This window comes from Streptomyces sp. NBC_00377, assembly GCF_036075115.1.
Classification (GTDB): domain Bacteria; phylum Actinomycetota; class Actinomycetes; order Streptomycetales; family Streptomycetaceae; genus Streptomyces.
In genome coordinates this window covers 8,933,446-8,957,770 of sequence record NZ_CP107958.1, presented here as the reverse complement: position 1 = coordinate 8,957,770, position 24,325 = coordinate 8,933,446, and the positions used below count along the sequence as shown (strand labels likewise).

Sequence of the window (24,325 nt, the reverse complement as noted above, 5' to 3'; positions counted from 1 at the left end):
CCGTCCTCCTACCGAAGTAGTAGACGAGCCCCCTCCTTGAGGATGAGACGAGGGAACTGCCTTGGTGCCTTCGCACCAAGTGAGAGTGCGGGCGGTGGCACGATGCCCCGGCACCCCTCTCCGGGCCAGGCTGGTGACTCACCCGAGAACAGACCTGGAGATCCGTTTCCCATGGCTACCTTGCTCTATCGGCTGGGCCGTACCGCCTTCCAGCGGCGCTGGCTCGTGGCGTTGTTGTGGGCGGTGATCCTGGGCGGCCTCGGCTTCGGTGCCGTCAAGGCTCCGGCCGCCTCCGACAGCGGCACGTCCTTCATGCCCGGCATCGAGGCGCAGAAGGCGTTCGACCTGATCGGAGAGCGCTTCCCCGGCGCCTCCGCCAACGGAGCCAACGCGCGGATCGTGTTCGTCGCCCAGCACGGCGAGAAGGTGACCGCGGCCGACAACCGCGCCGCCATCGACGCCTTCGTCAAGGAGGCCGACGGCGCACCTGAGGTCTCCGGCGCCGTGAACCCCTTCACCGCGAAAGCGGTGAGCAGGGACGGCTCCACCGCCTACGCCACCGTCAACTACAGGGTGAAGGCCTCCGACCTCACCGACGCGGACAAGACCGCGCTGGAGAAGGCCATCGACCAGGTCCGTGCTTCCGGCCTCACGGTCGAGGTCGGCGGTACGGCGCTCGCGGAACAGGCGGCGGCGGGCGGCTCGTCCGAGGCCATCGGCATCGCCCTGGCCGCCGTGGTCCTGCTGATCACCTTCGGTTCCCTGGCGGCCGCCGGGTTGCCCCTGCTGACGGCCGTCATCGGTGTCGGGATCAGCATGCTCGGCATCATGGTGCTGGGCAGCACGTTCGGCCTGACCGCGACGACGGGGACACTCGCCTCGATGCTCGGACTGGCGGTCGGTATCGACTACGCCCTGTTCGTCGTCTCCCGCTACCGGGAGGAGCGCGCCAACGGGCACGACCCGGGCGAGGCGGCCGGCCTGGCTGTCGGCACGGCCGGTTCCGCCGTCGTCTTCGCCGGTCTCACGGTCGTCATCGCGCTCGCCGGGCTGTCCGTGATCGGCGTGCCGTTGCTGACGAAGATGGGTCTGTGCGCGGCGGGCGCCGTCGCTGTCGCTGTACTGATCGCCCTGACCCTGGTCCCGGCCCTGCTCGGCATGTGGCCCAATGCCGTCCTGTCCCGTACCACCCGCAAGCGCGGTCGTTCGAAGCCGCAGACGGACAATGTCGGTTCGCGCTGGGCCCGCTTCGTCCTGCGCCGCCCCGTGGCCGTGCTGGTGCTGTCCGTGGTGGGCCTCGGCGTCCTCGCCCTGCCCGCCGCGCACTTGGAGATGGGCATGCCGGGCGCCGAGTCCAAGCCGACTTCGTCCACCGAGCGGCGTGCCTACGACGACCTCGCGCACGGCTTCGGCGCGGGCTTCAACGGACCGCTCACCGTCGTCGCCGACGTCAGGGGAGCCCACGACCCCAAGGCGGCGGTCGCGCGGATCACCAGGGAGATCACGGGCACCCGCGGCGTTGTGTCCGTGTCCGCCGCGCGTTTCAACCAGGCCGGCGACACGGCTTTGTTCTCGGCGGTCCCGGCCACCGGCCCGAACGACGAGAAGACCAAGGACCTCATCCACACCATCCGGGCGGAACGTCCCGCCCTGGAGCGCGAAACGGGCGCGACCTTCAAGGTCACCGGCAGTACCGCCATGGACATCGACGTCGCTCAGGCCCTCCAGGACGCGCTCGTGCCCTACCTTGCCGTCATCGTCGGCCTGGCCCTCGTCCTGCTGCTGGTGGTCTTCCGCTCCGTGCTCGTCCCCGTCAAGGCCGCCTTCGGGTTCCTGCTCAGTGTGCTGGCCGCCCTCGGCTCCGTGGTCGCGGTCTTCCAGTGGGGCTGGGGCGCGGGCCTGCTCGGTGTGGAGCAGCCCGGTCCGATCATGAGCCTGATGCCGATCTTCCTGGTGGGCATCGTCTTCGGCCTGGCGATGGACTACGAGGTGTTCCTCGTCGCCCGGATGCGGGAGGCGTACGTCCACGGCGACCGGGCCCCGCAGGCGGTCGTGACCGGCTTCCGGCACAGTGCGCGGGTGGTTATCGCCGCGGCCGTCATCATGATCGCGGTGTTCGCCGGGTTCGTCAGCGCCCAGGAGTCGATGATCAAGACGATCGGCTTCGGACTCGCCGTCGCGGTGCTCTTCGACGCCTTCGTCGTCCGCATGGCGATCGTGCCCGCCGTCCTCGCCCTGCTCGGCGACCGCGCCTGGTGGCTGCCAAGGTGGCTCGACCGGCTCCTGCCCCGCGTCGACGTCGAGGGCTCCGAGCTCACCACGGAGGCCGCCGCCCATGGCAGCGGGCCGGCCGATCTCCGGCCGCTGCCGCTGGAAGGGACCCGCGTCTGATGCCGTATCACAGGTGGCGGCACCACGTACCGAGGTGTCGCCACCTGTGGTGTGTGAGCATGACTTCCTGGACCACTCCTCTCGGAGCGCGATGAACACGATCTGGCAGCGCTGGGCGGCGCCTCGTCCGCAAGCGGCCGAGGCCGCGGCACTGATCCTGCTGACGGCGCTGACGCTCTCCGGTGTCGTGGTCACCTGGGCCGTGAGGATCAGGCCCCCCCTGTGGCCGGCGCTCGCGCTGTCCGTCCTGGCCTCCGGCGCGCTGCACTGGCGCCGCACCCGGCCCCAGCTGGTACTGGCCGTCACCCTGTTGTGCACCGTGGCCCAGGGCGCGCTGGGCTACCTGCTGACGCCCCTCCTCATGGGTCCGCTTCTGACCGCGCAATACTCGCTGAGCGTCCACAACCCTCGCCGCACCTCCTGGAACAGCGCGCTGGTGGTCGCCTTCGGCATGGTGGCCACCGGCCTCTTCGATACCCGGCTCCACCGCTCCCCGGTCCTTTCCATCGTCAACCCCACAGCATGGGTACTGCTGTGCGCGGCCCTCGGCAGTTACGTCCGGGTGCGACGCGCGTACGCCGCTGCCCGCGCCGAGCACGCCTCCCGGGAGCGTGAGGAGGAGGCCCGGCACCGGGTGTTCCAGGAACGGATGCGCATCGCGCGGGAGTTGCACGACGTGGTCGCCCATCACCTCACTCTCGCCGACGCCCAGGCCGCCACCGCCGCCCACCTCGCCCGGACCCATCCCGACCAGGCGCTCGGCATCATCGGCATGCTGCCCCAGACCACTTCCGCCGCACTACGGGAACTCAAGGCCACCGTGGGCCTTCTGCGCCAGGACACCGACAGCGACAGCGACGCCGGTGACAACCTGGCCCCCGCGCCAGGGCTGCGGAACCTGCCCGACCTGGTCGACGCCTGCGCGACGGCGGGCCTGGCGGTAACCGTCACCGTCGACGGTCAGGCGAGCCGCCTGACGCCGGTGCTCGACCTGACGGCGTACCGGATCGTCCAGGAAGCCCTGACCAACGTCAGCAAGCACGCCGTCACCCCGACTGCCCAGGTCCACCTCGCCTACACCCCCCATTACCTCACCCTGGCCATCACCAGCGACACCGTCCCGAGCCGCCCGGTGAGCTCCGCCGTCCCCCAGGGCGGATTCGGTCTCATCAGCATGCGCGAGCGCGCCACCGCAGTGGGCGGCACCTTCCACGCCGGTCACCACCCACACGGCGGCTTCGTCGTCGCTTGCACCCTCCCGCTCGACAGCCGCGACGACAGTCCCGACGAAAGCCCCGCCACATGACGATCCGAGTCCTGCTCGCCGACGACCAGGCGCTCCTGCGCGCCACCTTCCGCATCCTCATCGACTCGGTCGAAGACCTCACCGTGGTCGCCGAGGCCGCCGACGGACAGGAGGCTGTCGCCCTGACCGCCGAGCACCGCCCCGATGTCGTCATCATGGACATCCGCATGCCGCACCTCGACGGGGTGGCCGCCACGGCCGCCATCTGCGCCCGGCCGGAACTCGCCGGTACGCACATCCTCGTCCTGACTACCTTCGAGAACGACGAGAACGTGGCCAAGGCCCTGCGCGCGGGTGCGAGCGGCTTCCTCGGCAAGGGCGTCAGCCCCGAGATCCTGCTGGCCGGCATCCGCACGGTCGCGGCCGGCGAGGCCCTCCTGTCACCCGCCGCCACGCAAGCCCTGATCAGCCGCTTCCTGGCCACCCCCGACACCGACGGCTTCCTCGCCCTCCCCGACGCCGTCAAGGCCCTGACCGACCGCGAGCGTGAAGTGGTCGTCCTGGCGGCCCACGGCAAATCCAACGCCGAAATCGCCGACGAGCTGGTGGTGAGCCCGCTGACCGTACGCAGCCACATCCACCGCGCCATGACCAAGCTGAACGCGCGCGACCGCGCCCAGCTCGTCGTCGTCGCGTACCAGAGTGGGCTGGTCAAGCCGCGTCCTCACGGCTGACCCACCTGAGGGAGGAAAGCCGGACGGCCCGCGGACCTGGTGAAGCCGGGCTCGATCGCGGCGGACGTGATCTTCGTCGGCGACCCGGTCTACGGCACGACCAAGGCGGCGGTCACCCGGTTGACCCGCAACCTGCGTGCCCCGCTGGGGCCCCGCGGCGTGCGCGTGCGAACCGTCAACCCGGCCTTCGCCGTCACCGAGCTCGGCGCCGACATGGTGCACGAGGCCACTCGGGCCGGGCTGGTCGCCGTTGCGGGACCTGGCGGGTGGCGTTCTCGGTGCGCACGGCTGCATGCAGCGTCGGCGGCCGCAGGAGGCGGCAGAACTCCGGCCGTCCGCGGCCCGGCCTCCGACCGGCCCGTCAGGCCGAGGGGGCGGACGGGGCACGCGGCCACCGCGTTTGCCCTGCCACTGGTGCCAGGCATGGGCAGGAGGGAGGGCCCAGGAACGTGCCGAAGCTGACAAGCCCCCGTGCCTCGTGCCGGAGGAGAAAGCGACTGGGCCAAGGCCTCCGTTGAAGGACCCGACCCCGCGAGGCCGGCCGGCCTCACGCGAGGCCGGGCTCACCCGCCGTAGGGCTCACACGCGGTCGGCCGCGATCAGGACGTACTGGAAGGAGCCGTCCCGGTACGACTCGATGAACGCCTCCTCGATTCCGGTGACCAGCGAGGACGTGGCCCGCAACTCCCAGTAGGGCAGCGTGTCCGGGGTGAGGTCGACGATGGTGTGCGGCACAAGCCGGTTGTCGGCCATGGCGCGCAGATACTCGCGGCGGGAGTGGATGTTGCACTCGAAGTGGGCGTTGATCTGGGATACCCACTTCGACGGCTGGCCGTAGCGGGGGTTCCAGCAGCCGGTGATCGTCACGTACCGGCCGCCCACCCTCAGGAAGCGCGAGTGCTCGGCGAACAGATCGTGAAGGTCGACGTACATGGTCGACTCGTTGTTCCACGAGGCCGCGATGCTGCCCTTGCCGAAGGGCGTGTCGAGCATGTTGCACACGCGGGAGCGGACGTGGTCCTCGATGCGCAGTTCTCGCGCGCGCCTGTTGCCGAACTCCGCCTGGGTGGCGGACAGGGTGACGCCCTCGACCCGGCAGCCGAAGCGGTGGTGGGCCATGACCATGGATCCGCCGCGCCCGCAGCCGGCGTCGACGAGGGTGTCGTCGGGGCCGACGGGGCCGAGGTGGTCCATGAGGAAATCGGCTTGTGCCGACTCCAGCCGGTGCAGCTCCGCGATGAGCTTCTTCTCGTATTCGCTGTGTGCCGGGTCGCCGAGCGCGGCGTAGTCCACGGAGCCGATGCCGTAGTGGTGGTGGTAGAGCCCGTCCACGTCGCCGAGGCGGAGGTTGACCGGCCGTGCCTCGTTGTTCCAGTAGCTGGCGATGTCTCCCTGGTACGGCGTCGCCGGGGCCGGGATCTTCGCGGTGGGGGGGGTGGCGGTGGAAGTGGTCTCAGTGGTCACAGAAATGTCCGTTCCTTACCAGAAGTCGGGCAGGCTGTAGCGGAAGGTGTTGGTGCGGTGCCAGTCGTGGTTGCCGTCGACCCAGGCGGCCAGGCCTGCGAGGAAGCGCAGCACGGTGGGAAGCGGGCAGGCCTGCGCGACGTCGGCCGCGGCGGCCTCGAAGGCGTGCTGGAGTTCGTTGTGGACCTCGACGGCCTTCAGATAGGCGTCGCGCTCGGAGAGGTGCTCGCGTTCCGCGATCACCACCGGCAGGTTCAGGTGGCGGCCCGGGCTGTCGAGTTCCTTGGTGTACGAGTAGAGGTCGTTGACGAGGGTGGTCGCGTTGCCGGCGAGCGCGATGACCCGTTGCATGTCCGGCCGGGCGTGCAGGTCCGCGGGCAGTTCGTAGTTGCCGACAGTGTCGGTGATCGTGGGACAGGGACGGAAGTTGTTGAACTGGCGCATCGCCAGGTACTCCCACACTTCCGGGACGTGACCGGTCTGCGCCCAGGCGGCCTCGGCGAGGTAGCCCATGTGCAGCCGGGCCATGTCGTGTCGGTAGCGGTCGGCCTGGGAGGGTGTGGCCGCGCGGGCGAAGTAGTCCATCGCGCTGACGTACGCCCGGCGCGGGGCGTCCGACGTGAGGGATTCCTGCCATGCGGGCGCGTACTCCGCGGTGGTGTGGAAGTGGTCGAGCGCGGTGTGGGCGAGGAGGAGGCGCCCGCCGAGACCCACGGGTGACCCGCCGTGGTCCTCGCAGTAGCAGTCGTCCAGCGCGTTCTCCGCGACCATGAGCCGCGTGGCGAGCATCAGGTGGTCGACCGTGGGCGCGTCCGGATGGCAGGCGACCATGTAACGGCCGACGGAGAAGCCGTCGAACTGTCCCTCCCACTCCTCGGGATAGAGCTGGACCTCGTCCTCGGCCCAGCGCTTGATCCGGCGGCTCACCTCCTCGACGCGCGCGGGGTCGGGCTCGGGGACGGGATGGTGGTAGAGACCGGGAACGGCTCGCCCCTCGGCGGGCGGAGGGGGTGCCGGGGTCACGGGCTTCGGGAGGGAGGTTTTGTACTTCCCGGCGAGGGCGAGCGAGGTGGTGCCCAGTCCGGTCGGGCCGGGCAGGAATCCCGGGAGGGCGGAGCCGGGCGCGGTCCTGTCAGGCGTGTCCCGTACGGCCGGGGCGGGCGGCGGGGGCAGTGGCGGATCGGGGATCGTGACCGGTGGATGCAGTGCCGCCAGAAAGCCAGAGGCGCTCGGCGTGACCGGAGGGTCCACGACCGCCGGCGCGTGGGCGTCCGGCACGGCTGCGGGCGGCGTCGGCCGCTGCCCGGGGAGGGATGTTCCCAGGGGCCCGGAGTCGGGCATCGGGGGCTCCTTGCTGCGGTGGGGTGGCGCTGTGCGTGGGGCGCGTCAGGGGTGGACCTGCTGCGGGCCGGGGCTTGAGCGCGGCCTGGGGGCGATCTGCACGTTCTCCATCACGCCGAGGGCGTCCGGCAGGAGTACCGCGGCGGAGTAGTAGGTGCTGACGAGGTAGGAGATGATCGCCTGTTCGTTGATGCCCATGAACCGCACGGAGAGCCCCGGTTCGTACTCGTCCACCAGTCCTGTCTGCCGCAGGCCGATGACGCCCTGGTTCTTTTCGCCGGTGCGCATCGCGATGATGGAGCTGGTCTGCTCCTTGCTGATCGGGATCTTGTTGCAGGGCAGGATGGGGACCCCGCGCCAGGCGGGGACGGACTGCCCTCCGAGGTCGACGTGGTCGGGGTAGAGACCGCAGGCGTTGAAGCCACGTCCGATGGCGGCGATCGTCCGGGGATGGGCGAGGAACAGTTTGGTGCCGCGCCGCCGGCAGAGCAGCTCGTCCATGTCGTCCGGGGTCGGCGGGCCGAGGCGGGGCTGGATGCGTTGCTTGAAGTCGGCGTTGTGCAGCAGCCCGAACTCGCGGTTGTTGATGAGCTCGTGTTCCTGACGCTCACGCAACGCCTCGATGGTGAGCCTGAGTTGCTCCTCGCTCTGGTTCATCGGACCGTTGTAGAGGTCGGCGACCCGGGTGTGGATCCTCAGAACGGTCTGTGCGACGGAGAGCTCGTACTCGCGAGGCTTCAGTTCGTAGTCGACGAACGTGCCCGGCAGTTCGGCCTCGCCGACGTGACCGGCCGACAGGGCGATCTCGGCCTCACCGTGTTTGTTCTGCCGCTGCCGCGTGCGGGAGCCGAACGTGCCGACGTGGACCCGGAGGTGGGGCGCGCAGGCCTGGACGGCGGCGAAGTCGGCACGGCAGAGGGTGAGGAGGGTGCCGGAGGTCTCGGCGGTGACCGTGCAGTCGTGGCGGGCGTCGGAGTCCGACAGTGCCTTCTCACCGAAGTACTCGCCGCCCGCGAGTACCGCGATGGTGTTCTCTGCGCCGTACTGGCCCTCGGAGGTCTGGATGAGCCGACCGTGGGCGATCAGGTGGATGCGGTCCGCGGGGCTGCCGCGCTCGACGAGGACTTCGCCCGCCGCGAAGTCGCGCTGTGCGCAGCGGTCGGCGAGCGCGGTGAGGACGTCTGTGTCCTCGAATCCGCGCAACAGGGCCAGTTCACCGAGACCCCGGGGGATCACCCGGACCGTGGCACCCTCCTGGTCGAACTCGATGCGCCCGTCGCCGAGGGTATGGCGCAACCGCCGGTTGACCCGGTAGGCGCCGCCCTCGGCCTCGACCCAGGGCAGCATCCGCAGCAGCCAGCGGGAGGTGATCTCCTGCATCTGCGGGGCGGACTTGGTGATACTGGCGAGGTTGCGGGCCGCGGCGGTACTCAGCGACTGCTGCGGCGCGACGGGGGTGGTCAGAACGTCCGGGATGCTGTCGACGGACATCGGTGGGCTTTCTCCTTGCACGACGGGGCGTCCGGCGCACGCGGGCGCGCCGACCGGGAGACAGGGAGGAGTGGGCAACGAGCGGAAGGATCACGCGAATCCGTCCACCTGCAGAAAGCTAGCTGCTGAACCGGCCGCATCCATCGGTGAGACGAGGCGCTTACCCCGAAACAGTGACAATCAGCTCGATGCGGTTTATCAGCCCGCCAGGTGTCATCGCCCGTCCGAGCCGTCGCCGCAACCCGGCGCCCGGCCCGCCGAAGGCAACAGCGTCGCGGGCCGGGAGCCCGTTTCCGGGACCGCTTCGCCTCAACGCTCGACGGCAGAGCCACGCCGCATCACTTCCCTTCGCGGGGAAGCTGGTTCTCCTACCGCTCCGGGCGCAGATCCTGTGCACCCGCAGGCGCACTCATACGTGCCGGTCCTGGTGCTGCCTGCTGTTGACGGAAAACCCGGGTGGCCTTGGCGCACTTGCTGGATAGAGTCGGGCGGTGCCCGAACTACAGCGGCTGCATACCGCCCATGCCCCGGCGGTCCTGGCCTTCGAGCTGGCGAACCGCGACTACTTCGCTGCCTCGGTCTCCGATCGCGGCGACGAGTTCTACGACCAGTTCACCGCCCGGCACAGGGCACTGCTGGCTGAACAAGAGGCCGGCATCTGCGCCTTCTACGTGCTCGTCACCGATGACGGCTCGGTTCTGGGCCGGTTCAACCTGTACGACTTCGAAGACGGCGGCGCACAACTCGGCTACCGGGTCGCACAGCACGTCGCCGGCCGCGGCGTGGCGACCGCGACCGTCCAGGAGCTGTGCCGGCTGGCGGCGGCCCGGCACGGGGTGCGCACGCTTCGCGCGGCCACCTCCCACGAGAACGTCGCGTCCCGGAAAGTGCTGACCAAGGCAGGGTTCGTCCCGGTCGGCCCGGCCGGTCCGGCGGACCTGGGCGGTAAGTCGGGCACCTGGTTTCAGCGTGACCTGGCAGTGAAGCCGTAGAGCGTGATCCGGTCGAACGCCTGCTGCGCTTCCGTGCCGGGCAGGGAGAGGTCCTCATTCTCCGCGGCCGGTGTCATCGCGGCGCACGGCGGCGACGGCCGTCACCGGGGGCGCCCAGCCACACGCCGCCCACGAGCCGGCGTCGCCGGAAGGCCCACCGTCTTACCCGAAGGCCGCACCGGGCGGCGCAGAGTCACTCGGTCAGGAAGCGGTGGAGCAGGTCGACGACTGGCTGCACGGGGACGGTGGGGTCGAATGCGCGCTGGACGCCGATGCCGATCCCGAGGCTGAGCAGGACCAGGGCGGCGGTGTCCGCGGGCATGTGGGGCGTGATTCCCAGTTCCTCCGTCTGAGCCCGGATGAGGTGCGCGAGGAGCTCGGTGACGGTGCGCCGTCGGTGGGCGAGCTGCGCGCAGACCTGCGCGTCGCGGCGGTTGGCGGTCGCGAACTCGACTTCCAGGGCGGTCCACGAGCTGTCGCCGATGTGCTGCTCAGCCCAGCGGGCGAAGCCGGCGAGCCGGTCCTCGATGCGGGGCGCGTCACCCATGGCGGCGGCTATGTGCGCCACTTGCTGCATGGCGATGCGGTCCAGGACGGCCAGGCAGAGCTGGTTCTTGGTCGCGAAGTTGGAGTACACCGCGCCCTTGGAGTAGCCGGCGGCCTCCGCGACCCGCTCGATGGAGGTGGTCGTGAAGCCGTCGCGCAGGAACAACTCGTGCGCGGTGTCGAGGACATGTTCGCGGGTGCGGGCCTGGCTCTCGGCCCGGGTCAGTCTTGCCACCCCCGCAGAATACCGCTAGCTTCCAGATTCCCTTGAGATCTGAGTTCCAGGAGGATCTGTGGCACGTCGGCGTGCGCTCGTCATCGGGTGTGGCGGCACACTCGGATTCGCGTGGACCGTCGCCGCGCTCGCCGCCGCCGAGGAGCAGCTGAACTGGGACGCGCGAACCGCCGAGGTGCTGGTGGGGACGTCCGCCGGAGCGGAAGTCGTGGCTGCTCTCGGATCCGGACGATCCGTGTCCGACCTGCTCGCGGCGTTACGGGCCGAGCCCGGCGCGGACCCGCTCCTGCTCAACCACGTCCACACCCACCCCGGTGCGCTGCCTCCTGTTCCGAGGCCCGGGCTGCCCGCAGCCGGGCTGGTGGCGGCCGCCGTCCAGGGCCGGGTCTCGCCAGGTTCGGGGCTGGTGGGACTACTGCCTCGCGGCCGCGGCGATGCGGGCTGGCTGCACCGGTTCGGCGCCGCCCTGGCGGACGGCAGACCCTGGCTGGACTCCACGCGCACCTGGCTGATCGCGGCCGACGCGCGCTCGGGCCGGCGGGTCGCGTTCGGCGCGCCGGGGTCCCCGACCACGGACCTCGGCAGCGCGATCGCCGCGTCCTGGGCGATCCCCGGCTGGTTCCCACCCGTGCGGATCAGCGGACGGACCTATCTCGACGGTGGAGCGTTGTCGCCGACCTCGGCGGACCTGCTGGTGCCCCTGGGGCTGGACGAGGTCGTGATCGTCGCCCCCATGGCGACGTCCGGGGGCGCGCCGGCCACCGGCCTGAGCCGTTTCGAAAGGGTTTTGCGCCGCTGGATGACCCGGACCGTCGATGCGGAAGTGCTCCGGCTGCGCGCGGCGGGGTGCCGCGTGGTCCGCATCGAGCCCGGCACGCAGGAACTGGCCGTGATGGGGCCCAACTTCATGGATCTGCGGCGACGGCCGGACACCCTCGACGTTTCCCTGCGCACGGCACCCGACCGCGTCAAGCAAGCCATCGGCAGGAGCATTTGACTTGAGCGCACACTTCGAGGTCATCGTCGTCGGCGCCGGCATCTCCGGAGTGGGCGCCGGGGTCCGGCTGCGTGAGGCCGGAATCCGGGACTTCCTGATCATCGAGGCGGCCGGCGACTTCGGCGGCACGTGGCGGGCCAACACCTACCCCGGCTGCCAGTGCGACGTGCCGTCCCGCCTGTACAGCTATTCCTTCGCCCCCAATCCGGACTGGACACGGGTGTACGCGCACCAGCCGGAGATCCTCGCGTACGTGAGGCGGGTCGCCGACACCTGGCGGCTGCGCGAGCACACCTTGTTCGGGGCGTCCGTGACGGAGGCCCGATGGCAGCCCGGCCAAGCCCGCTGGCTCGTACGGACGGAGACCGGCGAGTACACCGCCCGGTTCCTTGTGGCCGGAGCCGGCCCGTGGAACGAGCCCCTTCTTCCGGACGTCCCCGGCCTTGACCGCTTCCCGGGCGAAGTGTTCCACTCCGCGCGCTGGAACCACGACTACGATCTGCGCGGCAAGCGGGTCGCCGTCCTCGGCACCGGCGCCTCGGCCGTGCAGTTCGTCCCCGCGATCGCTCCTGAGGTCGCCCGACTCCATCTGTTCCAGCGCACCGCCCAGTGGGTGCTCCCCAAGCTCGACCATCACATACCGAAGGCCGAACGATGGGCGATGCGCCGTCTGCCCGGCGTACGGGCCGCGGTGGCGTCGCTGGAGTACCGGGCCATGGAGACGCTCGGACGCGGGTTCAGGCGCCCCGCGCTGATGCGCGGCGTACAGGCCGTCGCGCGGGCCCATCTGCGCGCGGCCGTCCGCGACGCCGGACTGCGCCGCAAGCTGACCCCCGACTACACCCTGGGCTGCAAGCGCGTCCTGTTCTCCAACCACTACTACCCCGCACTGAACCGGCCGAATGTCGCCGTGCACGCCGCCGCCGTACAGGCCGTCGAAGGCACCACCGTGCATGGGGCGGACGGCAGCGCCGCCGAGGTGGACGCGATCATCCTCGGCACCGGTTTCCACATTCTCGACACGCCGCTCTCGGGTCTCGTCCGCGACGGAGCCGGCCGCTCGCTCGCCGACCACTGGCGGGGCTCCCCCGAGGCGTACCTCGGCACCGTCGTCGCGGGCTTCCCCAACGCCTTTCTGCTCCTCGGCCCCGGCCTGGGCACCGGGCATTCGTCGGCCTTCGCCATCCTGGAGGCTCAGCTCGACCTCGTCCTGAGCGCCATCAGGGCGGCGCGGGAGGGCGATTGGACGGCGCTGGAGGTACGCGGCGACGTCCAGGCGGCGTACAACGCCCGGCTACAGGCCGCTCTGGCCGGCACCGTCTACAACTCCGGGGGGTGCAGGAGCTACTACCTGGACGTCAACGGCCGCAACAGTTTCAGCTGGCCCTGGTCCACCGACCGGCTCCGCGCCGAGGTCGGCCGGTTCGACGCGCGCGACTTCACCGTCACCCGCACGCCCGGCGGCGTCACCGGCCTACGGCAGAGCACCGCGTGACCAGGGAGTATCGTACCGAGCGCACGATCCAGCGAGGTGTCACCGGACCCCCGGCTTGGCGTGCTGTCAGGCGTCCACCAGGCCGGGAAGGTGCTCGGCGAGATGCATGGCGTGCAGTCGCGCGAACTCGTCGTGCGTGCAGCGTCCGTAGGCGGGGTGGGGGGCGTGCTCTGCCGTGTGGCTGGCGAACAGTGCCACCGCGTCCGTAAGGCCGGCCGCGGCCTCCGTCACTGGCAGTTCCGGGTCCAGGGGTGGCGCCCCGTCGATCTCCGCAGCGAGCGAGTGCTTCATGGCGCCGCGACGCAGGAAGACCCGTTTGGCCAGGGTGCCTGCCGTCGCGCGGAACAGGGCCGGCTTGAGCGCGGGATAGCCGGTCACGGAGTAGCGGACGGTCTGGGCACAGTGCTGAAGCGTCTGGGACAGAGTCCAGGAACTTCCCGGCGCCAGCAGCTCGCGCTCGGGGCGGCCGAGGTTCTGGTGCAGCCGTTCAGCGAGCCGGGCGAGATCGATCGAGGACATGCCAAGAGCTTACAGTGATACAAAACGAAACTATTTCGTTGCCGCGAGCCCGCCGTTCCGAGGTCGGGGCCATTCCATGACCGCCCAGGCAGGCCCAGCAGCACAGCGGTGCCCGGCGAGGCAGCGTCAGGATCAGCGTCCCGTCGGCCGCACCCCCATACGCTGTCGCGCCGCAGTGGCTCGGATACAGCACCGCAGGACGCAGTCCGTGGCCGTGCAGGTGCGGCACCTGCACGGTGACGCTGTCGCCGACGGCCCCTGCGCGGCGGACCGGCTCGAGGGTGTCACTGCTCTCCTCGGTCGTGATGAGCAGATATGACCGGCCGCGCTCGGTGTCGCGTTCACGCGCGGCCTCCAGGGCGACGCCCTGAGCCGGGGCCCCTCGCGACCGGCAAGCACTTCCTCAGCTGTGCCCTGCCCGGTTGGCGGCGTCCACAGCGATAGAAGCCGTTCCACGACCTCTACCATCCACTGCGGCACCGGCTCCGAACGACCGCCCGGAGCGGGACTCTTGGCGGGATCGGACGAGGACGCCGACGCCCATGTCGTCGCAGCTCGCCGAGCGCGCGCGTCCGACGGCCGGGCGCATGGCTCGAGTCAGGCGTTCTGCTTCTGCGGGTGCAGGTCGAGTGTGATGTGCGGGTCGAGCGCGTGCAGGAAGTCAGGAGCGTCGAAGATCTCGCCGGCGGAGACGACGCCGACGGTCTTGGTGCGGCCGGTCAGGACGCGCTCGAGGGCCTCGGTGACCAGGGGCGCGGTGACGGCGTAGATGTCCTGGCCGCCGGCCGTGGCCCGGCGCTCGGCTCCGCCGGAGCGGACGACGACGTCGACGAGGAAGGTCTGGTTCGAGCGCCCGCTCTCGTCGGCGGCGGTCGGGGCCGGCGTGTGGGGGGCGGCGACGTCTCGGGCCGCCTCGGCGGTCATGTAGGTGGTCACATCGGGGATGGAGAGGTGCTGGGGGACGGTGACGACGTCCGCCATCGTGAACTCCCCGATCACCGGCCGGGATCCCATCGGTTCCGGGAAGACCCACTCCAGGGTGGGCGCGGCGTCGGTGCGGCGCTCCCACTGTCCGCCCCTATAGCGCAGGCGGTGCTCGCCGCGTCGCTCGCGGGAGACCGCGCCGGAGAGCCGGGTACCGGCGGTGGGGTGCCAGTTGCTGAGTGCGTAGGCGATGTGCGCCTCGTCGGCTTCGGTCCAGTCGCCCATCGCCGCGGTGGCGAGCAGGTCGCCGAGGCCGCCGAAGAAGGCCATGGCCGGGACGATCACCGCTCCCGCATCCCGGGCCCGCTCGCGGTAGTGGGTGAAGGTGTCGAGGTTGGCCTCGAGCTCGGCGGCCACGTCCAGGTAGGGGATGTTCGCACGGAGCGCGGCCTCGATCACCGGGCCGATGGTCGAGGCGAAGGGGCCGGCGCAGTTGATGACCGCCGCCGTTCCCGCCAGGGCCCGGTCCAGCGAGGCCGGGTCGTCGACCGACGCCACCCGGGCCTCCAGCCCGTGCTCGCGGGCCAGCTCTTCCAAGGCCTGCGCGTTGCGCCCGGACAGCACCGGGACGAACCCACGTGCGGCCAGCTCCGCCACCACGAACCGCCCTGTGTGACCGTAGGCGCCGAACACCGTCACCAGCTGACCTGACTCCATGAACCCGCTCCCGTGTATGTGAATGACCGCTGCGAGGTCGGTCCGCCGCGGCCTGACATCCACATCCTGTCCTTCCGGAAGCACCCGGCACGAGTGTCGGAAACGACATGGCGCGTACAGTTTCGGACATGCCCGCTGTTGCGCTGGCCGTCACCGACGGCATGCTCCACTACGAACTGTCCGTGGCCGTCGAGGTCTTCGGAGCCGACCTGACCCACATCGTGGACCCCTGGTACGACTTCTCCCTCTGCGGGAGGGGTCCGGTGCACGTCGACCGCTTCCGCCTGGAACCCGACCACGGACTCGACCACCTCGCGCAAGCGGACACAGTGATCGTCCCCGGCTGGGCCGACACCGACCGCGACCCGCCCGCCGAGCTGGTCGAGGCGGTGCGAGCGGCCCACGCGGCCGGTGCCCGCGTGGCCTCACTGTGCACGGGCGCCTTCGTCCTGGGCGCGGCAGGACTGCTCGACGGCAGGCGCGCCACCACACACTGGGGCCACACACGGGAACTGGCCCGGCGCCACCCGGCGGCAACCGTCGATCCGGACGTCCTCTACGTCGACAACGGCGACGTCCTCACCTCCGCGGGAAAGGCCGCCGCCATGGACCTGTGCCTGCACCTGGTCCGCCTCGACCACGGCTCGGCCAACGCCAACAAGATCGCCCGACGCCTGGTCGTCCCGCCCCACCGCGACGGTGGCCAGGCCCAGTTCATCGCCACCCCCCTCCCCGCCCCAGGCAACCACCCCCTGGGTGAGCTCTTCCCCTGGGCGCTTCAGAGGCTGGACCAGCCGCTGACCGTGGAGGATCTGGCCCGTCAGGCCCGCATGAGCTCACGCCACCTCGGCCGCCACTTCAAGCACCTCACCGGCACCACGCCACTGCAATGGCTCCACACCCAGCGCATTCGCCACGCCCAGGAACTGCTGGAAACCACCGACGCCACCGTGGACACCATCGCCGCGGCCACCGGCATGGGCACCGCCACCACCCTGCGCCGCCACTTCCACCGCAGCGTCGGCGTCCCACCCGACACCTACCGCCGCACCTTCCGTCCCTGAGGGAGTCGTTCTGTGGCCCCGGCGGCCGATCGAACAGCGCCAAGGCACGATGCCGTCCCAGTGGTGAACATACGCTCCCCGTCGCCGCCATCGAGGAACTGAACGCGAACACCTTGGGCGAACACGAGCAGGGACAGCGGGAGGTAGTTGGTGCGGTGCGTGCCTGAAATCTGGTTCTCCGCGGCCTCGATCGCCCGGCCCGGCACCGGGGCTGGGGTGAAGTGGAACTCTGTCCCCTTCCTCAGACGTCCGGGAACGACCGCGCCTCGTCCATCGTCAGCAGCAGCTTCCGTGCCGGTTCCGCCACTTCCGGCCGCACGGACGATGCGAGGCCTTCGATGACCGGTCGACCTGTGCGGGCCACCCCCTCCGCTCCGCCCCACGTCGTAGGACTTGATGACCACCAGGACAATTCTCGGCGTGCGGCTGGACTTTGACGTACAGTTTCCTCAGCGACGCGGGGTGGAGCAGCTCGGTAGCTCGCTGGGCTCATAACCCAGAGGTCGTCAGTTCAAATCTGGCCCCCGCTACCAAATCGGGCCCCCTGCCACAGCTTGGTGTGGCAGGGGGCCCGACCTTTGTGCCGCCGAGCGGTACCTCGCTCGCCGCATGCCCCGCTTGCCGCAGTCGCGCGCCGCCGCGACCGGGCTCCGCTCCCGCTGAGGTGGGGGCACGGTCCTGTTGCTTCTACGGCAGGTCGACTTCCGCCGCCGAAAGGCCCCCAGGTCACGCACCACAGGTTCGACTTCGGCGTCCGCCGACGCGAGATCGTCACGCGATCGAAGACAACGGAACTGGGCACGAGCACCCGGATGACGCTGCCGTCCGGCCTCGACGTTCGGCCTCGACGTTCGGTTCGGCCCACGAGCGCGGTCGGGTTAACGCGCGGGCCAGGCACACTCCTCGGCTCGTGACTCGGACAGCCCTGCCAGTCCGCCGACGCCATTGAGTAAGGCATGCGCGGCATGATCACGTCGGGAGCAGTTTGCCCGTCGATTCCCCTCGACTTCCCCGCCGATTCCTGCACCTCCCGGCGCGGGCCCGTCAGCCGGTTCCCACCCGCACCGCCCGTGTAATCCCTGGTGAAGAGGGCCGCCTCGCCTGCTAGTGTTCGGCGCCTTGTCGCACACTCGTGCGCACACATCGCGCCACTCGTCGCAGCAGTCCCATGGGGGGAATTCTGTCATGACCCAGCCAACTCCGCCGCCGTCCGAGGGTAACCCGTTCGCCCAGCAGCCCGGTGCCACCCTGCCTCCCCCGGCGCCGTTCACGCCTCCGGCCGCGCCGGCCCGCAACAACCTCGCCCTGGGCCTGGTCGTCGCCGTCGTCGTGGCGCTGGTCACCGCCGGTATCTACGGCGGGATCGTCGGCGCGACCGAGTACGAGATCGGCTACGCGGCCGTCGGTGTCGGCTTCCTCATCGGCTTCGCGGCGGGCAAGATCGGCGGCCCCAACCCGGTACTGCCCGTGGTCAGCGCCGTGCTGTCGCTGGGCGCGGTCTACCTCGGCCAGCTCATCGGCATCGCGATGATCGGCGCCGACGAGACCGGCGTCTCCGCGGCCTCGCTGTTCACCGAGCACTTCGACGTGCTGACCAAGGGCTGGAGCGAGACAGCCGACCCGATGACCTTCCTGTTCCTCGCCATCGGCGCGTTCGCAGCGTTCTCCGGCGCCAAGAAGGCCGCCCTGTAACCACCCACATGCTGCGCGGTGACCACGCAACCCGCGCATGGGCCAGGTGTAGCGCGGCGCGGCGCGGCGCGTGAAAAAAGGGGCCCGTCCGACTCACGGTAAACGGGCCCCTTTTCACGCCGTACGGTCTACGGCCCACCGCTCCTGCCGCGTCCACAGTGTGCGGCGCTAGCGGCCGATCGGAGCCGAGCGGCCTCTCCAACCCCGCGAGTCCGCCGCCCAGTTCGTCAAAGACCCGCGCCTTTCTCGGCCCGCACTGGTCGGTCGGCCGACTCGTCGGGTGGTTCGCCGAGGCCGTCGAGGAGGCCGGTGGTGCGGTCGGTGATGCGGTGCGTCACCCTCGTGGCCGGCGCCTGCCGGCTCCTGCCTCGGCCGGATCCCCCGACCCTGGACCGCTGCCCAGCCTGCATACGCTCGCCGTGGGCATCGACCACGGCCAGGACGCCGTTGTCGCCGGCCTGACCCTGCCCAGGAACTCGGACGTCGCCGAAAGGCACATCAACCGCATCAAGACGCTCGAACACCAGATGTCCGGCCGCGCGGGCTTCGCCCTCCTGCACAAGGGAGTCCCGCTCACGCCATGACGAGGACTGTCGGCTCAGAGGCCGAGCAGCACCGGCCCGGTTGGAACACCGGAGGTGATCAATGCCGTCAAAGGAGTCGCAAGGTCGCGGGGTGAGAACAGGTCGGGACCGTCATAACGGGCGACTTCGCGCGGGTGCCACCACTTGAGACCGCTGATGTTCTCCGCGGCGAGCTGGTCGTCGGACATCGTCCCGCGCGGATTGAACCTGGCGGTGCGTACGAGGAAATAGTCGTTGACGACGCCGTCGTAGCCCGCAGCATGTCCAGGGGCCACGACTTCCTGATGCCAGACGTGCGGCGGGTCGGTCCTGACCGCAAGTCCCACCTCTTCCTGGAGTTCGCGGCGCAGCGCCGCAAGCGGCGTCTCGTCCCGCTCGATCCCTCCGCCGGGAGCCGCCCACACCACCGTTCCCGCCGGCTCTGGAATCGCGAACCGGCAGAGAAGGATGAAGTCGTCGTCGTCGAGAATGATCGCGCGCACTGAATGACGCAGGTGCACAGATGGCATCCGGTCACGCTAGTGCCGCGGCGGGCAACGTTTGCCCGTCAAGGAGCGGCGTCCGGTGGGTGCTCTCGGCGTGCCGGCCGGAAGTCCTCGTACTGGACGTACCTGGGCTTTCGGCCGGTGCGGCGAGAGTGCGTGCCGGGCGTCGCGACGGGGCGAACGTTGCCTGTCGCGGCACTAGTCCCCCAGGCCAAGGCGAATTCCCGCAAGCATCCGAACTGATGACGTGATGCGGTCGGCGAGAGGGCCCGGCTGATCTACCGGTCCCGTTTCCACTCGCTCCTGGAAGACGCACGCAAAAGCTTCGCCTGGCAGGACTACCGCGACCCCGTGGTCCGCGCCCACCTGCAACTCGGCGCCCGGTCATCGTCGTCCGGGACGACCTGAGCACCTTCCGCACCGCCGGCCTGCGCCTACACGCCGCTAGGGCGTGTCTGACGGATCATGAGGATGGCAGAGTGTGTCCGTGAGTTACAGCATCTTCCTGCTCCGGTTCGTAGACAGCGAGGTTGTCGCGTTGGACCCCGAACGGTTCCGCCGTGTGACGGAGCCGTACGTGGTGGCGGGCGGTCCGGAAGAGGGCTTTTCCCAGCTACGCGCGGAGGACGGGGGCGAAGCGGACCTGTATCACGAGTCCCATGGCGAAAGCGGGATGCCGTGCGTGACAGCGACGCACTTCGCCCGTGGCGCGATGCTCGGCGTGCTCGCCCGGCTGGCGGCAGCCCTCGGAGCCTCGATCGTCCCTCAGGACGGTGGCGCACTGATCTTCCACGAGAATGAGCGTGGCCACCTTCCTGCGGAGCTTCAGGGAAACGCGGTTGTCATAGCTCCCACAGAGGACGCGTTGCAGGCGGCATTCGACGCGGGCTGAGCGTTCCGCCCCTGATCAGGGTGCCGCCCTGCCCTCTGGATCAGGAGCGGAGCCATAGACGGATGGTCGCTGCGGTGACGGTTCCGTGCAAGACGTAGGCCCGTTTGTCGTAACGGGTCGCGACAGCACGGGAGTTCTTGAGCCGGTTGATGGGTCCGTTCGACCTCGTTGCGACGGCGGTGGTGCTCTGGGTCCAAGCGTGTTGGTCCACCGCCCCTCGCCGGCGAGGTGGATCTTGCACGTCAGGCCGCCCCGGGCCCGCCAGAGACCTCGTCGGTGCGCTGGTGTCGGCGACGGTCTTCCAGGAGCCGTAGCGTTCCGGCAGATCACGCCACGGGACGCCGTCCTGACCCGGAACGGGATCCCGTTGATCACCTTGCGGTGATCGCTCCACCGGCCGCCACGCTGCCCCTACGCCGGCAGGTGCGGCTCCAACCGGCCGCACTCGGCATTCGTCAGATCACCCCGCCCCACGCCGGGAACAACGAGCCGGTCATCCGGCAGTCACATGATCCGCCGGACAGCGCCTGGCCGCGACTGGCTCGCCGTCAGGTAACTTCCATGCTTCAGGTGGGTCCGTACGCTCTCCGGCGGAGGTCCTTACTGTGTGCCGTTGGAGGAGTTACTGCCCGAGTACGTCCTTCAGCACCTGTGCCGTCGCACGGGGGAACGCAGTGTTGCCGTTGTGGCCGCCCGGGAACTGGACCGGCTCCGTGTCCAGTTGCGCCGCCAGCGCCAGTGCGCAGCGGTAGGTGTGCACCGTCGGCCGTGTGGTCCGGCCCGTCGCAGGGATGATCCGCGTGCCGGCCGCCCGCGCGGCCCGCACCGGCTCCGCCCGGTCGAGGTCGTCCGTGGTGACGGCCGTGAACTCCGTTCCGATGAAGAACGCGAAGTTGTCCTTCCGGTGGGCCGTCAGCGGCTGGGGCGTGAGCCCCTCTTCGGTCGTGTCGTGCGCCGGGTCGATGCCGAGGTGGCGGGCGATCGCCGGGAAAGCCGCCTCGAGGCCCCCGGCCGTGTATGCGTCCTGGATGGCTGTCAGCTCCGCCACGTGCTCCGCACGGTCCGCCTCGGGCAGCAGGTTCGGCATCACAGGCTCGTGTGCGATCAGTGTGCCCACCAGGCCCGGGTGGCGGGTCACGGTCCGGAGGCCGATGGCGGCGCCCATGCTGAACCCGGCCATCAGTGCCGGCCCGTCACCGACTTCGGCGAGCAGCCGGGCGACGTCGTCCGCGTGGTCGGCCATGGTGACGGGGCGGGCAGGGTCGTCGAGTGTGCTGCGCGACAGACCTCGACGGTCGTAGGTGACCACGGTGAAAGTGTCGGCCAAGTACGGGACGAGGTCGACCGTGCGGTCCGCGTCGCCCTCGCCGCTCTGGGAGAGAACGAGGACGGGGCCCTGGCCCTCTGTCTGGAAGTGGAGGGTGGCGCCGGGGACAGAGAGCGTGCGGATGGTGGCGGTCGTGGGCATGGAGGGTCCCCCTTGTCGGCTGTCGGCGGCACCTGCCGACCGACACCACGACGGTAACGCATCCAAATGGATACATCAATCTTGATGCATCGATTGGGATGTACTATCCGGGCATGAACGGAGTCGAACTGTTCCTCCTGGGCCGCACCCTCATGAAGATCGGCGAACAGGCAATGCCACCAGCGACCTCGGGCTCGCCAGGCCCGGCCCGCTCGGTGCTCGTCGTCCTGGGCGATCTCCTCTCCCACCCAGGGACGACAGTCGGCGAAATCGCCGCACGGACGGGCCTGCCGCAAAGCCAGGTCTCCACCGCCGTCGCCCGGCTGGAGCAGGCCGGTTCGGTCGACACAGAACCCGATCCGGCCGACCGGCGCCGCCGGCTCGTTCACCCGACCGCCACGCCCTCCGCCCGTGTTGCCGAAGTCCGCGCCGCAACCATCGACGACACCCTCGCCTCGCTCCTGACCGGCCCGAACGGCATCACCCCGCACCCGGACACCATCCGCGAGGTCATCCAAGCCCTGGACCTGCTGGCCCAGCGACTGACCCCGTCGGTCGCCGCCCGCGCCCGCGACGTCGACGCCGCCGCAGAGCACACCACGCCCAAGCAACACCGTGGTCACCCCGCGGGCTGACCAGCGGCGCCCAGCCCGAACAGTCGCCGGTGAGGAGTGCGTCAGGAGCCAGCTCATGACACCGAGGACGAGGCGGCGTTCCCGGACCGCTCGCGGACGTGGTCGTGGACGGTCGAACAACGCGTCAGGCGCCCCGAAGACCGACCGCCAGCGTCAGTTCGAGGACCCGGTGCGGCGACCCGAGATCCGGAAACAGCTCCCGCAGCTGCGACATCCGGTACCGGACGGTCTGGGGATGGACGAACAGCTCCGCCGCCACCTCGTCCCTCCTGCCCTGGTGCAGCAGCCACGCCCGCAACGTCTCCTCCAGCCGCCGTGCGGTCGCCGCAGACAAGGTCCGCAGCGGTGCGAGGGCTCGGGCACGCAGGTCCGCGAACGCGTCCACGTCGGCGCTCAGCACCAGCTCGGGCAGGTGGTCCTCGGTGTCGCGGATGTCAGAGGAGAGGGAGCGCGCGCGTACAGCCCGGGCGTACGAGGCGGACGCACGCGTCCATGGCCGGGCCGGGCCGACCACGGCGGTGCGGTCGGTCAGCTGCCGCAAGAGATGCGATCGGTCGGCATCGGGGACGAGCAGCACACCCGTGGTGTCCGGCAGATCGTCGAGGACGAGGGCACTCGGGTCGAGCGTGCGGTAGGCAGGCCGTGCCTGGGCGGCAGGCAGCAGGACCGCGGTCAGCGAAACCGGAGGCTGCCACCCGGCCCGTTGAGCAGACGCCAGCAGCACGTCCGGGCTCGCGCCGGTGAGGAGGTCGCGGGCCAGGTGTTCCAGGTGGCGCTCGTGGGCCCTGCCCCGGGCGGCCAGTTCGTCGGCGTGGCCCGCGGCGCTCGCGGCGGAGAGCTCGTCGATGTAGGCGAAGGTCAGCTCGGCGAACTTGGCGACCTCGGCGGCGGGCAGACCTGCGGGTACGGCACCCGCCGCCAGGCATCGCCAGGCCACGCGGGCGCCGACGCGGTAGGCGCTGAGCAGGGCGTCCATCGAACGGCCGTCGCGCACCTCGCCGCGGCCCAGCTCGTAGGCCGCGTCACCGGCGTCGCCGCCCGTGGCGTTCCCGCTCGCGAGGTCCAGGTAGTGCCCCAGGGCGGTGCGGACGGCTCGGCGGATGGTGCCGCCCATGTGGCCCGAAAGGGCGTTGGCGTAGGGAGGGACCTCGTCGATGATCGCCTGGACGACCTCGTCGGCGGTGGTCTTCAGCGCGGCCCGAAGTACGGTGACCGTCGTCTCATCCAGGGCCAGTTCGCTGGCCCTCCGGATTGCATGGCTCATTTTTTGTTCCCTGCGAACAATTCAGTCGAGCAGATTTACGTCCTGCGGTCAGGACTTTACGCCTCGAGGCGCAGCAAGCTGGAGCCATGACGAGTACAGCGCTCCGCAGCAGGGCGTGGAAACTGCTGGAGATGGTCACGACGCCGCTGCTGCCGTCGGACTACCTCGACCTGGTCAGTCCGCTGCGTGCGGGCGCTGACCTGCGGGGGCGCATCGAGGCCGTGCACCCCGAGACGGGTGACGCCGCGACTGTCGTGATCAGACCGGGAGCGGGCTGGCGGGGCCACACGGCCGGTCAGTACGTGCGGGTCGGGGTCGACGTCGACGGGGTGCGCCTGTGGCGCGCCTACTCCCTCACCTCGCCGACAGACCGCCAGGACGGCCGCGTCACGATCACCGTGAAGGCGATCCCGGACGGCAAGGTCAGCAACCACCTGGTCCGCAGGGCGAAACCGGGCACGCTGATCCAGCTCGACCAGGCGACCGGTGACTTCGTGCTGCCGCAGGCCAAGCCCGCCAAGGTGCTCTACCTGACGGCCGGCAGCGGCATCACGCCCGTGATGGGCATGCTGCGTGACACCGAATTCGACGACGTCGTCATGGTCCACTGCGCGCCACAGCCGCAGGACGTGATCTTCCGCAGCGAACTGCACGACCTGGCCGCGGACAAGAAGCTCCGGCTCACCGAGGTGCACACCGACACGGAGGGCATGCTCGACGTCGCCCGTCTCGACGAGCTCGTGCCCGACTGGGCCGAGCGCGAGACCTGGGCTTGCGGACCCGCGGGCCTGCTCGACGCCGCCGAAGGGCACTGGACCGGGCACGGCGTACGAGAGCGCCTGCACACCGAACGCTTCCGCCCCAGCGTCGTCGTCGCCGGCGACGGCGGCGAGGTCACGTTCAGTACCACCGGCAAGACCGTCGACGCCGACGGCGCCACGCCGTTGCTGGACATCGGCGAGGAGGCCGGAGTGCTCATGCCCTCCGGGTGCCGCATGGGTATCTGCTTCGGCTGCGTCACACCGCTCAAGGCGGGCGCCGTCCGCGACCTGCGCACCGGCGAGATCACCGAGGCCGAGCCGGGCGTCCTCATCCAGACCTGCGTGTCCGCCGCGGCGGGCCCCTGCGACATCGAACGGTAGGAGCACC

At 70.3% G+C, this 24,325-nt stretch carries 22 protein-coding genes, 1 tRNA gene and 2 pseudogenes; 14 read left to right on the top strand and 11 right to left on the bottom strand.

Features of this window, described 5'->3' with window-relative positions:
* Nucleotides 1–171 precede the first annotated feature (171 nt).
* Genes OHS71_RS39830 through OHS71_RS39815 form a run of 4 tightly spaced genes read left to right on the top strand, consistent with a single transcriptional unit; the run spans nucleotide 172 to nucleotide 4,833 of the window.
* On the top strand, nucleotides 172–2,391 hold the full coding sequence (locus OHS71_RS39830; RefSeq protein ID WP_328484177.1) for an MMPL family transporter: 2,220 nt from the start codon (nucleotides 172–174) through the stop codon (nucleotides 2,389–2,391).
* Between the two features lie 49 nt (nucleotides 2,392–2,440).
* Nucleotides 2,441–3,697, top strand: a complete 1,257-nt coding sequence (locus OHS71_RS39825; RefSeq protein ID WP_328484176.1) for a sensor histidine kinase — start codon at nucleotides 2,441–2,443, stop codon at nucleotides 3,695–3,697.
* Nucleotides 3,694–4,371, top strand: a complete 678-nt coding sequence (locus OHS71_RS39820) for a response regulator transcription factor (protein WP_328484175.1) — start codon at nucleotides 3,694–3,696, stop codon at nucleotides 4,369–4,371. Before OHS71_RS39825 ends, OHS71_RS39820 begins: the two co-directional genes overlap by 4 nt.
* A 39-nt stretch (nucleotides 4,372–4,410) precedes the next feature.
* Entirely contained in the window at nucleotides 4,411–4,833 is a 423-nt protein-coding gene (locus OHS71_RS39815; protein WP_328484174.1) for an SDR family NAD(P)-dependent oxidoreductase, read from the top strand.
* 117 nt (nucleotides 4,834–4,950) lie between these two features.
* Here OHS71_RS39815 and OHS71_RS39810 read toward each other — a convergent pair whose 3' ends face one another.
* The 3 genes from OHS71_RS39810 to OHS71_RS39800 are packed head-to-tail and all read right to left on the bottom strand — an operon-like array spanning nucleotide 4,951 to nucleotide 8,667.
* Nucleotides 4,951–5,835 carry a geranyl diphosphate 2-C-methyltransferase gene (locus OHS71_RS39810; RefSeq protein WP_328484173.1) on the bottom strand — a complete coding sequence of 295 codons (885 nt, stop codon included), beginning with the start codon at nucleotides 5,833–5,835 and terminating at the stop codon, nucleotides 4,951–4,953.
* Between the two features lie 15 nt (nucleotides 5,836–5,850).
* On the bottom strand, nucleotides 5,851–7,176 hold the full coding sequence (locus OHS71_RS39805; protein WP_328484172.1) for a family 2 encapsulin nanocompartment cargo protein terpene cyclase: 1,326 nt from the start codon (nucleotides 7,174–7,176) through the stop codon (nucleotides 5,851–5,853).
* Between the two features lie 45 nt (nucleotides 7,177–7,221).
* A complete protein-coding gene (locus OHS71_RS39800) occupies nucleotides 7,222–8,667 on the bottom strand; it encodes a family 2B encapsulin nanocompartment shell protein (RefSeq protein WP_328484171.1) in 1,446 nt (481 codons plus the stop codon).
* 491 nt (nucleotides 8,668–9,158) lie between these two features.
* Between OHS71_RS39800 and OHS71_RS39795 the strand changes: the two genes are divergently transcribed.
* The gene (locus OHS71_RS39795; RefSeq protein ID WP_328484170.1) at nucleotides 9,159–9,659 is read left to right on the top strand and encodes a GNAT family N-acetyltransferase; all 501 of its coding nucleotides are present in this window, start codon (nucleotides 9,159–9,161) and stop codon (nucleotides 9,657–9,659) included.
* 193 nt (nucleotides 9,660–9,852) lie between these two features.
* On the opposite strand, the gene OHS71_RS39790 is transcribed toward OHS71_RS39795, so the two are convergent.
* On the bottom strand, nucleotides 9,853–10,440 hold the full coding sequence (locus OHS71_RS39790) for a TetR/AcrR family transcriptional regulator (protein ID WP_328484169.1): 588 nt from the start codon (nucleotides 10,438–10,440) through the stop codon (nucleotides 9,853–9,855).
* 58 nt (nucleotides 10,441–10,498) lie between these two features.
* Here OHS71_RS39790 and OHS71_RS39785 point away from each other — a divergent pair, with 58 nt between their 5' ends.
* The gene (locus OHS71_RS39785; RefSeq protein ID WP_328484168.1) at nucleotides 10,499–11,437 is read left to right on the top strand and encodes a patatin-like phospholipase family protein; all 939 of its coding nucleotides are present in this window, start codon (nucleotides 10,499–10,501) and stop codon (nucleotides 11,435–11,437) included.
* A 1-nt stretch (nucleotide 11,438) separates the two neighbouring features.
* A complete protein-coding gene (locus tag OHS71_RS39780; protein ID WP_328484167.1) occupies nucleotides 11,439–12,932 on the top strand; it encodes a flavin-containing monooxygenase in 1,494 nt (497 codons plus the stop codon).
* Between the two features lie 66 nt (nucleotides 12,933–12,998).
* On the opposite strand, the gene OHS71_RS39775 is transcribed toward OHS71_RS39780, so the two are convergent.
* Nucleotides 12,999–13,451, bottom strand: a complete 453-nt coding sequence (locus tag OHS71_RS39775) for a DUF1569 domain-containing protein (protein WP_328484166.1) — start codon at nucleotides 13,449–13,451, stop codon at nucleotides 12,999–13,001.
* A 597-nt stretch (nucleotides 13,452–14,048) separates the two neighbouring features.
* Nucleotides 14,049–15,092: a saccharopine dehydrogenase family protein gene (locus OHS71_RS39770; protein WP_328484165.1), complete on the bottom strand. Its 1,044-nt coding sequence runs from the start codon at nucleotides 15,090–15,092 to the stop codon at nucleotides 14,049–14,051.
* 128 nt (nucleotides 15,093–15,220) lie between these two features.
* On the opposite strand from OHS71_RS39770, the gene OHS71_RS39765 reads away from it, so the two are divergent.
* From OHS71_RS39765 to OHS71_RS39750, 4 genes are all read left to right on the top strand, one after another.
* A complete protein-coding gene (locus tag OHS71_RS39765; protein ID WP_328484164.1) occupies nucleotides 15,221–16,156 on the top strand; it encodes a helix-turn-helix domain-containing protein in 936 nt (311 codons plus the stop codon).
* Nucleotides 16,157–16,612: 456 nt separating this feature from the next.
* A tRNA-Met gene (locus OHS71_RS39760) sits at nucleotides 16,613–16,689 on the top strand.
* Nucleotides 16,690–17,341: 652 nt separating this feature from the next.
* The gene (locus tag OHS71_RS39755) at nucleotides 17,342–17,848 is read left to right on the top strand and encodes a hypothetical protein (RefSeq protein ID WP_328484163.1); all 507 of its coding nucleotides are present in this window, start codon (nucleotides 17,342–17,344) and stop codon (nucleotides 17,846–17,848) included.
* 419 nt (nucleotides 17,849–18,267) lie between these two features.
* A complete protein-coding gene (locus OHS71_RS39750) occupies nucleotides 18,268–18,432 on the top strand; it encodes a hypothetical protein (protein ID WP_328484162.1) in 165 nt (54 codons plus the stop codon).
* A gap of 14 nt (nucleotides 18,433–18,446) precedes the next feature.
* On the opposite strand, the gene OHS71_RS39745 is transcribed toward OHS71_RS39750, so the two are convergent.
* Complete coding sequence (locus tag OHS71_RS39745) at nucleotides 18,447–18,941, bottom strand: NUDIX domain-containing protein (protein WP_328484161.1); 495 nt, start codon at nucleotides 18,939–18,941, stop codon at nucleotides 18,447–18,449.
* Between the two features lie 463 nt (nucleotides 18,942–19,404).
* Between OHS71_RS39745 and OHS71_RS39740 the strand changes: the two genes are divergently transcribed.
* Nucleotides 19,405–19,809 carry a hypothetical protein gene (locus OHS71_RS39740; RefSeq protein WP_328484160.1) on the top strand — a complete coding sequence of 135 codons (405 nt, stop codon included), beginning with the start codon at nucleotides 19,405–19,407 and terminating at the stop codon, nucleotides 19,807–19,809.
* A gap of 40 nt (nucleotides 19,810–19,849) precedes the next feature.
* Here the strand turns inward: OHS71_RS39740 and OHS71_RS39735 are convergent.
* The 3 genes and pseudogenes from OHS71_RS39735 to OHS71_RS39725 all read right to left on the bottom strand — a co-directional run.
* Nucleotides 19,850–19,957 (bottom strand): annotated as a pseudogene (locus tag OHS71_RS39735) (IS5/IS1182 family transposase); the annotation flags it as partial.
* A gap of 144 nt (nucleotides 19,958–20,101) precedes the next feature.
* A pseudogene (locus tag OHS71_RS39730) lies at nucleotides 20,102–20,214 on the bottom strand (transposase); the annotation flags it as partial.
* Between the two features lie 217 nt (nucleotides 20,215–20,431).
* The gene (locus tag OHS71_RS39725) at nucleotides 20,432–21,277 is read right to left on the bottom strand and encodes an alpha/beta fold hydrolase (RefSeq protein WP_328484159.1); all 846 of its coding nucleotides are present in this window, start codon (nucleotides 21,275–21,277) and stop codon (nucleotides 20,432–20,434) included.
* 113 nt (nucleotides 21,278–21,390) lie between these two features.
* Between OHS71_RS39725 and OHS71_RS39720 the strand changes: the two genes are divergently transcribed.
* Nucleotides 21,391–21,912, top strand: a complete 522-nt coding sequence (locus OHS71_RS39720; RefSeq protein ID WP_328484158.1) for a MarR family winged helix-turn-helix transcriptional regulator — start codon at nucleotides 21,391–21,393, stop codon at nucleotides 21,910–21,912.
* Nucleotides 21,913–22,036: 124 nt separating this feature from the next.
* Here OHS71_RS39720 and OHS71_RS39715 read toward each other — a convergent pair whose 3' ends face one another.
* Nucleotides 22,037–23,176: a PucR family transcriptional regulator gene (locus OHS71_RS39715; RefSeq protein ID WP_328484157.1), complete on the bottom strand. Its 1,140-nt coding sequence runs from the start codon at nucleotides 23,174–23,176 to the stop codon at nucleotides 22,037–22,039.
* An 86-nt stretch (nucleotides 23,177–23,262) separates the two neighbouring features.
* Between OHS71_RS39715 and OHS71_RS39710 the strand changes: the two genes are divergently transcribed.
* Nucleotides 23,263–24,318, top strand: coding sequence for a ferredoxin reductase (locus tag OHS71_RS39710; RefSeq protein WP_328484156.1), 1,056 nt, complete (start codon nucleotides 23,263–23,265; stop codon nucleotides 24,316–24,318).
* Nucleotides 24,319–24,325 lie beyond the last annotated feature (7 nt).